We start from the raw sequence: 13619 nt of genomic DNA on the forward strand, positions 1-13619 counted from the left end.
ATGCACTACCTTCCCAAATGACACGCAATAAACAGTGCGCTCGGGCGCGACCGGCTGGTCCGGCTCAGCGACCGCGCACGACAGGAGACTTCAGTGACCGATTCCGATCGGTCCGCCGCCGTGCTCTCGTCGCCTGACGAGCCGGCGATCCGTGCTCCATCTGGTCAGGGACCAATGGGGAGGGCAGGGGCAAAATCGCCGCCGCCCGCAGCGGACACGCGGACGCCAGCCGCCACCAGTCCGCGCCGCCACCGGGGGCCCATCTACGCGGCCCTTGATCTTGGCACCAATAATTGCCGCCTTCTCATTGCCCGCCCGCACGAACACGGTTTCCGCGTTCTCGATGGCTTTACGCGAATCGTCCGGCTGGGCGAGGGGGTCTCCGTCACCGGCCGCCTGAGCGATGCTGCCATGGAACGCACCATGGAGGCGCTGCGCCAGTGCCGGAACAAGCTGCGTGAACACCAGCCGACTCGTGCGCGTCTGATCGCCACCGAGGCCTGCCGAGCCGCAGAGAATGGCCCGGCCTTCCTCGCGCGCGTGAAGCAGGAACTGGGAATAGAGCTCGAAATCGTCGATCGCCGCACCGAGGCCGAACTGGCCGTGATCGGTTGTGCCGACCTGATCGAGGGCGCGGCCCAGGGCGCGCTGATGTTCGATATCGGCGGCGGCTCGTCGGAGCTGGCCTGGCTTGATTTCCGCGGTGGGCGGCCAAAGGCGCAGGGGCGCATGTCGGCCTCCATCCGCTCCTGGCAGTCGCTGCCGGTGGGCGTGGTGTCGATTGCCGAGAAATTCGGTGGAGTCGATGTGACTCCGGCGGTGTTCGAGGCCATGGTGAACCATGTGTCCGAGCACCTGCGCCAGTTTCGCGGCCGCGAAAAGCTGCGCCAGATGATCGCCAATTTCCCGGTGCACCTGATCGGCACTTCGGGCACGGTGACGACGCTGGCCGGGCTGCATCTTGGCCTCGAGCGCTATGAGCGCCAGAAGGTCGACGGTCTGTGGATGAAGCGGGCCGAAGTTGATGATACGATGAAGGTGCTGCTGGGCATGCCGTTTGATCGGCGCGTCGCACACCCCTGCATTGGCCGTGACCGCGCCGATCTGGTGCTGCCCGGCTGTGCCATTTTCGAGGCGATTCGCCGCGAATGGCCGACCGAACGCGTTCGCGTGGCCGATCGGGGCCTGCGCGAAGGCATCCTGATTTCCCTTATGGACGCGGATCGCGCCCACAACCGCGCGTCGCGCTATCCCCGAAGGAACAGCAATGGTGGATAAAGCCCTCGGCACGGGTGGCCGTAAGTCAGAAAAAGACCTGAAGATTCGGGTGAAGTCGGCCAAGGGCCGCAAGGTGAGTTCCACCAAGTGGCTCGAACGCCAGCTCAACGACCCCTACGTCGCGCGGGCTCGCGCCGCGGGCTATCGCTCGCGTGCCGCCTTCAAGATCAAGGAAATGGACGAGAAGCATAAGCTCTTCCGCAAGGGCATGCGCGTCGTCGATCTGGGCGCCGCGCCCGGTGGCTGGTCGCAGGTTGCGGCCGCCGCCACCGGCTCGACCGAGATCAATCCGCTGATCGTGGGCATCGACTATCTCGAAATGGATCCGATTCCCGGCGTCATCCTGCTGCAGAAGGATTTCACCGAGGACGATGCGCCCGCCATGCTAATCGAAGCCATGGGTGGCAAGAAGGCCGACCTGGTGATGAGTGACATGGCCTGGCCCACCACCGGCCATCGCCCCACCGATCACCTGCGCATTGTGCAGCTGATCGAGATCGCCGCCGATTTTGCCATCGACGTTCTGGCGCCGGGCGGCAGCTTCGTCGCCAAGGTGTTCCAGGGCGGCACCGAGCATGAGCTGCTGCACATGCTCAAGCGCCACTTCAAGACCACCTTCCACGCCAAGCCGCCGTCCAGCCGCTCGGATTCGGCCGAAGCCTATCTGATCGCCAAGGGCTTCAAGGGTCGCGCGGATGATGAAATGCCGGAAGACGGCGACGAGGAATAGGATAGGCCACTGGCCGGTAGACGTCTGCCGGCCAAGCTTAATACCCTCGGGTCAGGCCCGAGGGTAACGAGGGAGTGAGGGGCCCGAGCCACGAAGGCGTGGCATTCACTCCTCGCCCCCCTTCACCCGATGCCCAGATACCAGAATTCCCGCATCGGGCGGCAGCCGAAGATAGACCAGTGCGGACAGGCAGCTGAGTCCGCCCACCACGAAGAACGCGATCTGGAAGTCCGGCAGGCCCAGCTCGCCGCCACGCAGCATGGGGCTGATCTCGAGGATGGCGCCGGCCATGGCTACGCCAAGCGCAATGCTGAGCTGCTGGAACACCGCCACCATTGCGGTGGCCTGGCTGGCCTCCTCGTTGGAAACGTCGGCATAACCCATGGCATTGGTGCCGGTGAACAGGATCGAGCGCAGTACGCCGCTGAACAGCAGCACGCCCATCATCAAGGGTACTGGCGTATCGATGTTGAACAGCCCCTGGGAGCACAGCAGTAGCCCCGCAGCCACCGAAACGATGCTGAGCACCCGTGGAAATCCGAACCGGGCATAGACCTGCTCGGCGATGAACTTGCTGGCAATAGCGCCAAAGGCGGAGATGAACGTCACCGCGCCCGATTGGAACGGGTTGAGCCCGAAGCCCAGCTGCAGCATCAGCGGCAGGAGGAAGGGCGAGGCTCCGACGCCAATGCGGAACATCGATCCGGCAAGAATGGCTGACCGGAATATCCGGTGCCGCAGCAGCCGCGGATCGAGCAGGGGGTAAGATGCGCGGCGCGCGTGCGCCAGATAGAGCAGCCCGCCGATGACGCCGATCGCGATGGCACCGTAGCCGTAATAGATCGGCAGCGCCGGCAGGCTCACGACCGACAGTCCAAACACGATACCCGAGAACGTCACCCCAAGCAGGACGAACCCCGGCAGGTCGATCGGCCGGGGATTGCGGGCGTCCGGCACCTTCAGGAAAATCGTGGCGCAGGCGATGCCGATGATCCCGATCGGGATATTGATCCAGAAGATCCAGTGCCAGCTGAGATAGGTGGTCAGAAAACCGCCGATCAGCGGCCCGGTCAGCGGGCCAATCAGGGCAGGGACCGTCAGCCAGGCCATGGCCGAAACCAGCTCGTTGCGGGGCGTTGAGCGCACCAGCAGCAGGCGCGCCAGCGGCGTCATCATCGAGCTGCCGATTCCCTGGAAGAATCGCGAGACCACGAAGGTCTCGAGCGAGAAGGAAAACGAGCAGGCCAGCGATCCCAGCATGAACACCAGGATGGCCAGCCGGAACACCTTGGTGGCGCCGAACCGGTCGGCCATCCATCCGCTGATTGGAATGAAGATCGCCAGCGCCACGAAATAGGCCGTCAGCGCCAGTTTCAGGGCAATCGGCTCCGTCCCGATGTCGGCCGCGATGGCGGGCAGCGACGTGGCAATGACGGTCGAATCCATCTGTTCCATGAACAGGGCAACCGCAAGGATGAGGGGAGTGACGCGGATCACTGAAACAGACCAGGTGAATCAAAAAGGGGCCGCAAACGCTGCGTGCGACACTATGGACGCCTGTGCAGGGAGGGGGAAGGGCCTGTAGCCTCCGTAATTCGACGTGCCTTGCAATGGCTTACCGGGATGGCCGCGCTCTAAAAGGCCTCATAGTGCGGTGCGAGCACTTCGCTAGCCTCGAACCAAGAGGACGTGGCACTGAGCGCGCACGCCCAGCTATGCATTTTCGCGAAGGTCGCCTTTGCGTTGCGGCCCCTATGCAAGTTGGCGGCCCGGTGCTAAGTACCCTCGCCAACCTGAACCCGCCGATTGCGTCGTCCGGTTCACACTCCAACATTTCTGATTGCATCAGAAGGCAGGAAAGGTCTGGCCTTGGCGAAGATTATTACCACCATCACCGGCGATGCGGCTCTGACGTTCGATGACGTGCTGCTCCAGCCAGCGCGCTCCGATATTCTTCCCACCGAAACCGACATTTCTACCTATGTCACCAAAGACATAGCGCTGAACCTTCCGATCATTTCCTCGGCCATGGATACGGTCACCGAGAGCGCGATGGCCATTGCCATGGCGCAGGCCGGTGGTCTGGGCGTCATTCACAAGAACCTCACCGCTGAAGAGCAGGCCGAACAGGTCCGTCAGGTGAAGTCCTTTGAATCCGGCATGGTGGTCAATCCGATCACCATCGGCCCCGACGCAACCCTGGCGGATGCGCTCTCGCTGATGCAGATCAACCGCATTTCGGGCATTCCGGTGGTCGAGAATGGCGGCAAGGGCGGCCGCTCCATCGGCAAGCTGGTCGGCATCGTGACCCACCGCGACGTGCGTTTTGCCTCCCACCCGGCTCAGCCGATCCGCGAATTGATGACGCACGAAAACCTCGTCACCGTCCGCGATGGCGTGTCCAAGGACGAAGCCAAGGTTCTCCTGCACAAGCACCGCATCGAAAAGCTGCTGGTGGTCGATGCCGACTACCGCTGCACCGGCTTGATCACCGTCAAGGATATTGAAAAGGCCCAGCTCAATCCGAACGCCGTCAAGGACGAGCAGGGGCGCCTGCGCGTTGCCGCCGCCTCCACGGTGGGCGATCAGGGTTTCGAGCGCTCCATGCAGCTCATCGAAGCCGGCGTGGACCTTCTGGTCATCGACACCGCCCACGGCCACTCCGTGCGCGTTGCCGAGGCTGTCGAGCGCGTCAAGCGCGAGTCCAATTCCACCCGCATTGTCGCCGGAAACGTCGCTACCGCCGAAGCCACCAAGGCGCTCATTGGCGCCGGCGCGGATTCGATCAAGGTCGGCATTGGCCCCGGTTCCATCTGCACCACCCGCATCGTCGCCGGTGTTGGCGTTCCCCAGCTCGCGGCCGTCATGGCCTGCGCCGAGGAAGGCGCCCGTCATGGCGTTCCGGTCATCGCCGATGGCGGCATCAAGTTCTCGGGCGACATGGCCAAGGCCCTGGCCGGTGGCGCATCCTGCGTCATGGTCGGCTCGCTCCTGGCCGGCACCGACGAAAGCCCCGGCGAAGTCTACCTCTATCAGGGCCGCTCCTATAAGTCGTATCGCGGCATGGGCTCCGTCGGCGCCATGGGTTCGGGTTCGGCCGATCGCTACTTCCAGCAGGATGTGCGCGATCAGATGAAGCTGGTCCCCGAAGGCATTGAAGGCCAGGTGCCCTACAAGGGCGCTGCCGGCGCCGTGCTGCACCAGCTCGCTGGCGGCCTCCGTGCCTCCATGGGCTATACCGGGGCCCACAACCTCAAGGACTTCCGAGACAACTCCGTCTTCGTGAAGATCTCCGGCGCCGCCCTGGCCGAAAGCCACGTCCATGACGTGACCATCACTCGCGAAGCCCCCAACTACCGCAGCGGCCGCTAAGGCGGGCGCGGCCTTCCTTCCTGATCGGGGGGAGGGCCGGGGCATTTCCCCACACTCGGTGTCACCCCGGCCTTGAGCCGGGGCCCATCCCGAGATTCCACACCACCGCAAGGTCGTGCGTGCGCCCACCCATCTCAGGATGGATCCCGGCTCAAGGCCGGGACGACGCCGTGCGCGTAGTGCGTCCCGCGCCCACACCCACCGGCGGTCACCCTCAGGCTCGCCCCGAGGGCTCTGCGCTTCCCCTTATCCTGCTTATCCCCGCCCAAAGAACTGGTGGCATCATCTCCCCACTGTCTCACGACACCAGCGGGTCGCGCGAACCGGCTGTGAGATGGCTGTTGGGAGCGGGGGATGTTCGTAAACCCTGTGGGTCCGCGGAAGGTGGGGCACGCCTCACCAGATAGTCCGCCCACCAGAAATCCCAGCGCATGCGGCGAGGCTTTGCCTCACTTTTCCCACTCTCCATGAGGCACGTCTCGCCGCATGCAACGCTGGATCTTGTGCAACCGTGCGGCATCGCCGGACGGCGTAACGCCATGCGCAAAAACGACATTGCCGGGACGAGGCCCGGCAATGAAAGTCTGGTCAGATTTTGCTATCCCATCCGGCGCTTGGTCTTGTCGTCGTAGGGGTTGGCGCTGCCGCCACGAACCCACAGACGGATAGGCGTGCCCTTGATGTTGAAGGCCTCGCGCAGCCCGTTGATCAGGTAACGCTGATAGGCCATCGGCAGTGCCTCGGGGCGCGATGCGAACAGGATGAAGCTCGGCGGCCTGGTCTTGGCCTGGGTCATGTAGCGCAGCTTGAGGCGGCGCCCGGACACTGCCGGAGGCGGATGGCTCTCGATCATGCCCGCCAGCCAGCGGTTGAGGCGGGCGGTCGACACGTGTGAATTCCAGCTGCGCTCGATGGCGAAGATGGCGTCCATCAGCTTGTCGATATTCTTGCCGGTCAGGCCCGAAAGGGTCACCAGCGGCACACCGCGCAGCTGCGGCAGCAGGCGCTCGCAGGCCTCCCGAAGGTGCGCCAGCGCGGCATTCTTGTCCTCGACCAGGTCCCACTTGTTGACCGCGATCACGAGGGCGCGGCCTTCGCGCTCCACGAGGTCGGCCAGCGCCAGGTCCTGCTTCTCGAAAGGAATAGTGGCATCGAGCATCAGCACGACGACTTCGGCATACTGGATCGAGCGCAGGCTGTCTCCCACGGCCAGCTTCTCGAGCTTCTCTGTGACGCGCGAACGGCGGCGGATACCGGCGGTATCAACCAGGTTGATCACGCGGCCTTCCCATTCCCACGGCACCAGGATGCTGTCGCGGGTAATGCCGGCCTCGGGGCCAACCAGAACGCGCTCCTCACCAACCATTCGGTTGATCAGCGTCGACTTGCCGGCGTTCGGACGGCCGACAATGGCTACGTTGAGGTAGCGCTTGGGGTTCCAGCGCAGCGTTGCCTCGTCGCCTTCGCCCTCGAGCATGTCTTCTGTGATCGAGACATCGACTTCGGGCATCTCGTCGAGATCGCCGACTTCCATCTCCTCGCTCTCGGCCGCCTTGCGGTCGATAGTGGCAGAGACGATCGAATAGAGCTCGGAAAGGCCCAGGCCATGCTCGGCGGAAAGGGCAATGGCTTCGCCAAAGCCCAGCTTGAACGCTTCGACCAGCCCGGCCTCGGCGGCGCCGCTCTCGGCCTTGTTGCCGACCAGATGCACATCCTTGCCGGCCTTGCGCAGAACTTGCGCAAAACGCTGGTCCAGCGGCACAACACCGGCGCGGGCGTCGATCATGAACAGGATGACGTCGGCTTCCCGGATGGCCAGCTCGGTCTGCTGGCGCATGCGATCCTCGAGGCTGCCGTCGGTGACGTCCTCATAGCCTGCAGTGTCGAGAATGCGGAACGTCAGGTCCGCAATGCGGCCCTCGGCTTCGCGGCGGTCACGGGTCACGCCGGGCGTGTCGTCCACAAGGGCAATCTTGCGCCCAACGAGCCGGTTGAACAACGTGGACTTACCCACATTCGGACGACCGACAATGGCTACGGTGACGGTCATACGTATCGATTCCGATCTGGCGTCAGGTCAGGCGGCCGCTTACTGCGCGGCCGGCACTGCTTCGGTGGTGGCAGCAGGGGCGTCCGCGGCAGCAGGCGCTTCCTCGCTGAGGGTGTTCTCGATGGCAGCGGCGGCAGCATCGGCGCCCGGTTCGGGTTCGCCCGAAATCGCGCCCTGCGAGAGCAGCTGAGCCAGGTAGTAGCCCATGCGGTTGCGCACGGTGCTCTGGGTCATCGGGTCGTTGATAACGGCCTCGAAGCTTGCCTGTGCCGCAGCGTAGTCGCCGGCCTTGTACTGGGCGAGGCCGAGTGCTTCGCGCGCCGCGTTGCGGAACGGATTGCCGTCGACGGCAATGGTGCCAACCCGCGATTCGACATCGGCGAGCGAGCCGGTATCGATCATCAGCGTACCGCCCAGCACCAGCGCGAGTTCACGCAGGCGGGTGTTCGACTGGCTGTTGGCCAGCGCGTCATAGGCGGCGACGGCCTCGGCAGTCTTGCCTTCCTGTGCCAGCACGCCCGCCTTGCGGTACTGCGCCAGCGTCGGGTAGCTGCCCGAGCCGTTGGCGATCAGCGTGTCGAGCTGGGTCTGCGCAGCAGCCAGGTCACCGCCCTCGATCTCGTCGAATGCCTTGTAAAGCTCGTCGGACGACTGCGCGGCATTGGTCGAATGATACCAGGTCCAGCCTTCATTGACGGCGACGAGCGCCACTACGCCAACGGCAGCGCCAAGCACATAGGGTGCGAAGCGACGCCACAGGGCGCGCATCCGGTCGCTGCGCAGCTCCTCGTCGACTTCGCGGAAAATATTGTCCTGGGACATGGTCTGCCTAAGGTCACTGGTGAATTGGGCGCACGTTTAGCATGCTGCCGGGGGAATGCAAATGCGGCCCGGACGTCACCGGACCGCACGCGCCATTCGATTGTATCGCTGGGAACGTCGGTCGCTAGATCATTCCCACTCGATCGTGCCGGGCGGCTTGCTCGTCACGTCATAGACCACGCGGTTGATGCCGCGCACTTCATTGATGATGCGGGTCGCCGTCTTGCCAAGGAAGTTCATGTCGAACTGGTAGAAGTCGGCGGTCATGCCATCCACCGACGTCACGGCACGCAGGGCGCAGACAAACTCATACGTGCGGCCGTCGCCCATGACGCCAACGGTCTGCACCGGCAGCAGCACGGCAAAGGCCTGCCAGATCTTGTCATACTGGCCCGACTTGCGGATCTCATCGAGATAGATCGCATCGGCGCGGCGCAGGATGTCCAGCTTCTCGGGGGTAATGCCGCCGGGGCAGCGGATGGCCAGGCCCGGGCCGGGGAAGGGGTGGCGACCGATAAAGCTCTCGGGCAGGCCCAGCTCGCGGCCCAGCACACGCACTTCGTCCTTGAACAGTTCGCGCAGCGGCTCCACGAGCTGCATGTTCATGCGCTCGGGCAGGCCGCCCACATTGTGGTGGCTCTTGATGGTGACTGAGGGCCCGCCAGTGAACGACACCGACTCGATGACGTCCGGATAGAGCGTGCCCTGTGCCAGGAACTGTGCGCCACCAAGCTTCTTGGCTTCGGCTTCGAAGGTCTCGATGAACAGGCGGCCGATGATCTTGCGCTTGGTCTCGGGATCAGACTGGCCGTCGAGTTCACGCAGGAACACTTCGGACGCATCCACATGCACCAGCGGGATATTGTACTGGTCGCGGAACATCGTCACGACCTGCTCGCTCTCGTTGAGGCGCATCAGACCGTGGTCGACATAGATACAGGTCAGTTGGTCGCCGATCGCTTCGTGGATCAGCACGGCCGCAACCGAGGAATCGACGCCGCCCGAAAGGCCGCAGATCACCTTGCCGGTGCCGACCTGGGCGCGGATCTTCTCGATCATCTTTTGGCGGTAGGCCGCCATCGTCCAGTTGGATTCGATGCCGCAGATATTGTGCACGAAGTTCGCGTAGAGCTTGGCGCCGTCGGGGGTGTGCACCACTTCTGGGTGGAACTGCACGGCCCAGATGCGGCGGGCTTCGTTGGCGATCATGGCGAAGGGCGCGTTGGCCGAGGTGCCGACGACCTCGAAGCCTTCTGGCAGGGCAACGACGCGGTCGCCGTGGCTCATCCACACCTGATGCTCGGAGCCGAGCTCCCAGACGCCATCAAACAGCGCGGCGGGCTTCTCGACCTTCACCTCGGCGCGGCCGAATTCGCGATGGTGCCCGGCTTCCACCTTGCCGCCCAGCGCCATGCACAGAGCCTGCTGGCCATAGCAGATGCCCAGGATCGGCAGGTTGGCCGCGAGGATCGCCGGATCGATCGTGGGAGCGTTCTCATCGAGCGTCGAGGCGGGGCCGCCCGACAGCACGATGCCGCTTGGCTGCATGGCCGCAAGGGCCGCGCCAGCACTCTGGAATGGGTGGATTTCGCAATAGACACCGGTCTCGCGAATACGACGCGCAATCAGCTGAGTGACTTGCGAACCGAAGTCGACGATGAGGATCGATTGCGGGCGGGCGGCGGTGTCTGGGCTTTGCATGGCGAGGCCATACCGCCCGGGCGAAGATTCCGCAAGCTTCTCCCACGCAGGACAGGATTGCACTGCGCCATCAGGAGTGGCAGCACTATCACCGCAGGCAGACGCGGAAAACCGTGCGCCTCGGGGGGATCAGCATGACCAACGATCAGTCGCGCCTGCATGGCGCCGATTTCATTCGCGCCAGCGCCTGCTTCATCGTGCTGTTCCATCACCTGGCGCAACGCATAGACTCCAGAAGTGAATTGGGCGCAACCGAGCTGGCGCGGGTGTTCAACAGCGTCGGCGGGTTCGGCGTGGCAATGTTCTTTGTGCTGAGCGGGTTCCTGCTGTCGCGCCCCTTCTGGCAGGCCTTGGACGCCGGTAAATCGATGCCGTCGCTGCGCATTTATGCGCTGCGCCGTGCCGCACGCATCGTGCCTGGCTATTGGGTTGCGCTGACTGTGACCTTCATCGCCAGCATCATCGTCGGCTTCGAGCCCGATAGCTGGCTCTGGCTGCGCTATATTTCCGGCATGCTGCTGGTCAGCGACTGGCACTGGACCACGTTGTTCCCTGTTGAAATCAATGGCCCCCTCTGGTCCATCGGCTTCGAGGTGACGTCCTATGCGCTGCTGCCGCTGGGCTTCCTTGCCCTGTTCCGGTTCGCGCCGCGTGGAATCTCCGCGCGGATCGCCTGGCTGGGCGTGATCGCGGCGGCGCTGCTGGCGCATTGGATATTCATCAACACCGTGCAGGTCGACACCAACCGCCTCGGATGGCGGTTCGGCCTGCAGGGCGGCGCCAAGACCTGGATGCCCTGGTTCAACCCGTTCGGATTTTTCGCCATGTTCGCCACCGGCGCGTTAGCCGGCGGGATACAGGTGAAGCTGGCAAAGCTGCGCTCGATCGGGTTCGACGCGATGGCTGTGCTCGCCTTGCTCGGTTCGGCCGCGCTGGTCTGGGCCATGGGGCTTCAGGGTGGCGGGGAATTCTACGGCTGGCTTCGGGTGCCCTACCAGTTCCCGCTATTCCATCTGCTGATCGGAACGGTACTCGCCACGGCGCCTTCGAGCGTGCTGCTGGGCCGCCTGCTCGACAACCCCGTAACCGCCTATCTCGCCCGCATCTCGTTCGGCATCTATGTCTGGCACTACCTGGTGCTGGAGCTCGTCCGACTTGCGTGGGGACCGGACCTGAACCAGGGCGGCCTTGGCGACCCCACGCGCTTCGTCGTCGCGTCGGCCGTCGTCACCGGTCTCACCATTGTGATCGCTGCGCAGTCCTATCGCCGGCTGGAGGCGCCGGTAATGGCCTGGGCGCGAGGCCTTGAGGCTCCGCGATCAGTTCATCAGGGCAATGGACAGGTTCAGCGCGCTGGCAAAGGCCACCCACAGCGCGTAGGGCACGAACAGCCATGAGGCGACGGTGTCGAGCCGTCTCGCCTGCCAGATGAAGGCGAGGATCAGCACCAGCATCGCTGCGATAATCGCAAATGCGGTCCATGGCGCGTGGGCGGTGAACCAGACCGGCGACCAGGCCCAGTTCAGTGCCATCTGCAGGCCCCACAGGACCATGGGCACGCTGCGCGCCTCGATCATCCAGATGCGCCAGCCGGCGATTGCGATCAGGACGTAGAGCGCCAGCCAGACCGGCCCGAAAATCCAGTTGGGTGGATTGAACCAGGGCTTGGCGAGACCTGCATACCAGGCGTCTGGTGTGGAAATGGTGCCGAGCAGCCCGCCAACGCCAATGACGACCACCAGAAACACGCCAAGCGTGAGCCATGGGCGGGGTGTCTTGTAGTCGGCGAGGGAAGGCATGGTCATGGATTGAGCTCACAAAAAAAGAGATGGCGCTGTTGGTGCAACGCGCCATCTTCAATGTGGTTCAACTATGGCGTGATGGTTATGCAGAACGCCGCAGGGCGTTGAGATAAAAGCCATCCGTGTCGGTCAGGCGCGGGGTCAGGGCAATGCCGGATTGCCGCGTTGCAAGCTCGGGGGGCAGGGTGGTGCCAAAGGCGGCGCTCCACAATTGCTCGGGCGCAACCGACACAAAATCGGGGTTCGCGGCGCGGAAGGCGGCGACCTGATCATCGTTCTCCTCGGGCAGGATCGAGCAGGTGATATAGACCAGCGTGCCGCCCGGCTTCAGATAGCGTTGGCCGTCCTGCAAAATGGCCGCCTGCTCGCCCATGCGCTGGCTCAGCAGTTCCGGCGTCAGCTTCCACTTGGTGTCGGGGCGGCGGCGCCAGGTGCCCGTGCCGGTGCAGGGCGCGTCGATCACCACGCGATCCATCTTGCCCACGAGGTCGTCCAGCGCCTCGGGCTGGGGCGAGCGCACCTGCACATTGCGGGCGCCGTTGCGCTTCAACCGATCATAGATCGGCGCGAGGCGAGCGCGGTCGCTGTCATAGGCAAAGATCTGGCCCTTGTTGGCCATAGCGGCAGCCAGAGCCAGCGTCTTGCCGCCCGCACCGGCGCAGAGATCCAGCACCTGTTCGCCCGGCACGGCGCCGGCCAAGGCCGCCACGATCTGGCTGCCCTGGTCCTGCACCTCGAACCAGCCCTTGAGATAGCCCTCGTCAGTGGTGACGTTGGGCGTGCGGGCGTCGCGGTTGCCGGCCGGCATGGTGATGCCGATCGGCGAAATGGCCGTCTCGACAGGGTTGAAGCGGGCCAGCGACTTCATCACTCGGTCGCGGCTCGACTTGAGCGTGTTGGTGCGCAGGTCCAGCGAGGGCCGACCGGCCATATCCATGCCTTCAGCGATCCAGTTCTCGTCAAAGGCGCGCTGCAGGGAGGGCGACAGCCATTCCGGCAGGTCGGCCATGACCCAGCCGGGAGTGTCGTCGGGCAACTGGCCGATGGCGCGCGCCATTTCCTCGTCGGTCATCGGCTCGGGCGCATGGCTGTCGGCCGCAAAACTGTCGTTGAGCGCCGCCGGGTCCTCGTTCCAGTCACGCATCGCAACGGCAAGCACCAGTGCGCGCGGGCTATCGGTACCCATCAGCGCGGCATGGGAGGCGCGGCGGCGCAGCGCGTCATAGACCAGGTTGCCGATAGCGGCGCGGTCGCCGGCACCTGCGAAGCGATTGTTGAGCCCCCAGGCCTTGAGCGCTTCCGAAACCGGGCGCTTGCGGGTCTCCACATCGGTCAGGACGGCAATGGCGGCGGACAGGCGACCGGGAAGGCGCATTCAGATACTCGGGGCTAGGATGACAAGGCGTACCACGAGCCATACCCACAGAAGGGCAAGCACCACAAGGCCTGAGACATAGGCGCCGAACCGGCGATAGACGCGGTTGGAGCTCACATGAATGCCCGCATGGGCGTAGCGCATTGCCACGAACAGCCATGCCAGCACCAGTTCCACCCACCCGGCGCCGCCACTCCACAGGGCGATCAGCACGGCCACATAGAACAGCACTGGCAACTGAAACTGATTGTCGAAATTGTTGGAAAGTAGCCGCGCCCGCAGCGGCCAGGCCGTTCGCTCGACCGCGATTTCCTTGACCGCAATCTCCCCGCTGACGACGCGCGGGACGCGCTCAAATCCCATCAGGATCAGAATTCCCAGGGTCAGCAATACTTGCGCAGCGATGGCAAGGATCAGCATTTTGTCGACGAACGGCACCGCTAACCTCCTGAGTATTGCAGAGATTAAACGCGAGATTTGAACGCGCCA

11 protein-coding genes are annotated in these 13619 nt (G+C 64.2%); 4 read left to right on the top strand and 7 right to left on the bottom strand.

What is annotated here, in order from left to right:
* Positions 1 to 93 precede the first annotated feature (93 nt).
* Together ACZ5WT_RS12840 and ACZ5WT_RS12845 are read left to right on the top strand one after the other, a co-directional pair.
* A complete protein-coding gene (locus ACZ5WT_RS12840; RefSeq protein WP_464284185.1) occupies positions 94 to 1278 on the top strand; it encodes a Ppx/GppA phosphatase family protein in 1185 nt (394 codons plus the stop codon).
* The gene (locus ACZ5WT_RS12845) at positions 1268 to 2008 is read left to right on the top strand and encodes an RlmE family RNA methyltransferase (RefSeq protein WP_464284186.1); all 741 of its coding nucleotides are present in this window, start codon (positions 1268 to 1270) and stop codon (positions 2006 to 2008) included. Before ACZ5WT_RS12840 ends, ACZ5WT_RS12845 begins: the two co-directional genes overlap by 11 nt.
* A 105-nt stretch (positions 2009 to 2113) precedes the next feature.
* Here the strand turns inward: ACZ5WT_RS12845 and ACZ5WT_RS12850 are convergent, their stop codons facing one another.
* Positions 2114 to 3463: an MFS transporter gene (locus ACZ5WT_RS12850; protein WP_464287207.1), complete on the bottom strand. Its 1350-nt coding sequence runs from the start codon at positions 3461 to 3463 to the stop codon at positions 2114 to 2116.
* Between the two features lie 414 nt (positions 3464 to 3877).
* On the opposite strand from ACZ5WT_RS12850, the gene guaB reads away from it, so the two are divergent.
* The gene (gene guaB / locus ACZ5WT_RS12855) at positions 3878 to 5380 is read left to right on the top strand and encodes an IMP dehydrogenase (RefSeq protein ID WP_464284187.1); all 1503 of its coding nucleotides are present in this window, start codon (positions 3878 to 3880) and stop codon (positions 5378 to 5380) included.
* Between the two features lie 598 nt (positions 5381 to 5978).
* Here the strand turns inward: guaB and der are convergent.
* The 3 genes from der to guaA form a co-directional block, all read right to left on the bottom strand.
* Entirely contained in the window at positions 5979 to 7430 is a 1452-nt protein-coding gene (gene der / locus ACZ5WT_RS12860; RefSeq protein WP_464284188.1) for a ribosome biogenesis GTPase Der, read from the bottom strand.
* Positions 7431 to 7469: 39 nt separating this feature from the next.
* Entirely contained in the window at positions 7470 to 8252 is a 783-nt protein-coding gene (locus ACZ5WT_RS12865; RefSeq protein WP_464284189.1) for a tetratricopeptide repeat protein, read from the bottom strand.
* A 129-nt stretch (positions 8253 to 8381) separates the two neighbouring features.
* Positions 8382 to 9953 carry a glutamine-hydrolyzing GMP synthase gene (gene guaA, locus ACZ5WT_RS12870; protein ID WP_464284190.1) on the bottom strand — a complete coding sequence of 524 codons (1572 nt, stop codon included), beginning with the start codon at positions 9951 to 9953 and terminating at the stop codon, positions 8382 to 8384.
* A gap of 134 nt (positions 9954 to 10087) precedes the next feature.
* Between guaA and ACZ5WT_RS12875 the strand changes: the two genes are divergently transcribed.
* Entirely contained in the window at positions 10088 to 11350 is a 1263-nt protein-coding gene (locus ACZ5WT_RS12875; protein ID WP_464284191.1) for an acyltransferase family protein, read from the top strand.
* On the opposite strand, the gene ACZ5WT_RS12880 is transcribed toward ACZ5WT_RS12875, so the two are convergent.
* From ACZ5WT_RS12880 to ACZ5WT_RS12890, 3 genes are all read right to left on the bottom strand, one after another.
* Positions 11273 to 11758 (bottom strand): TspO/MBR family protein, encoded by a 486-nt coding sequence (locus ACZ5WT_RS12880; RefSeq protein WP_464284192.1) that lies wholly within the window; start codon positions 11756 to 11758, stop codon positions 11273 to 11275. The two genes, ACZ5WT_RS12875 and ACZ5WT_RS12880, sit on opposite strands and share 78 nt — an antisense overlap.
* A gap of 79 nt (positions 11759 to 11837) precedes the next feature.
* Positions 11838 to 13130 (bottom strand): RsmB/NOP family class I SAM-dependent RNA methyltransferase, encoded by a 1293-nt coding sequence (locus tag ACZ5WT_RS12885; protein ID WP_464284193.1) that lies wholly within the window; start codon positions 13128 to 13130, stop codon positions 11838 to 11840.
* On the bottom strand, positions 13131 to 13568 hold the full coding sequence (locus ACZ5WT_RS12890) for an MAPEG family protein (protein ID WP_464284194.1): 438 nt from the start codon (positions 13566 to 13568) through the stop codon (positions 13131 to 13133).
* Positions 13569 to 13619 lie beyond the last annotated feature (51 nt).

The sequence above is a fragment of the Devosia sp. T2-14 genome (assembly GCF_055397495.1).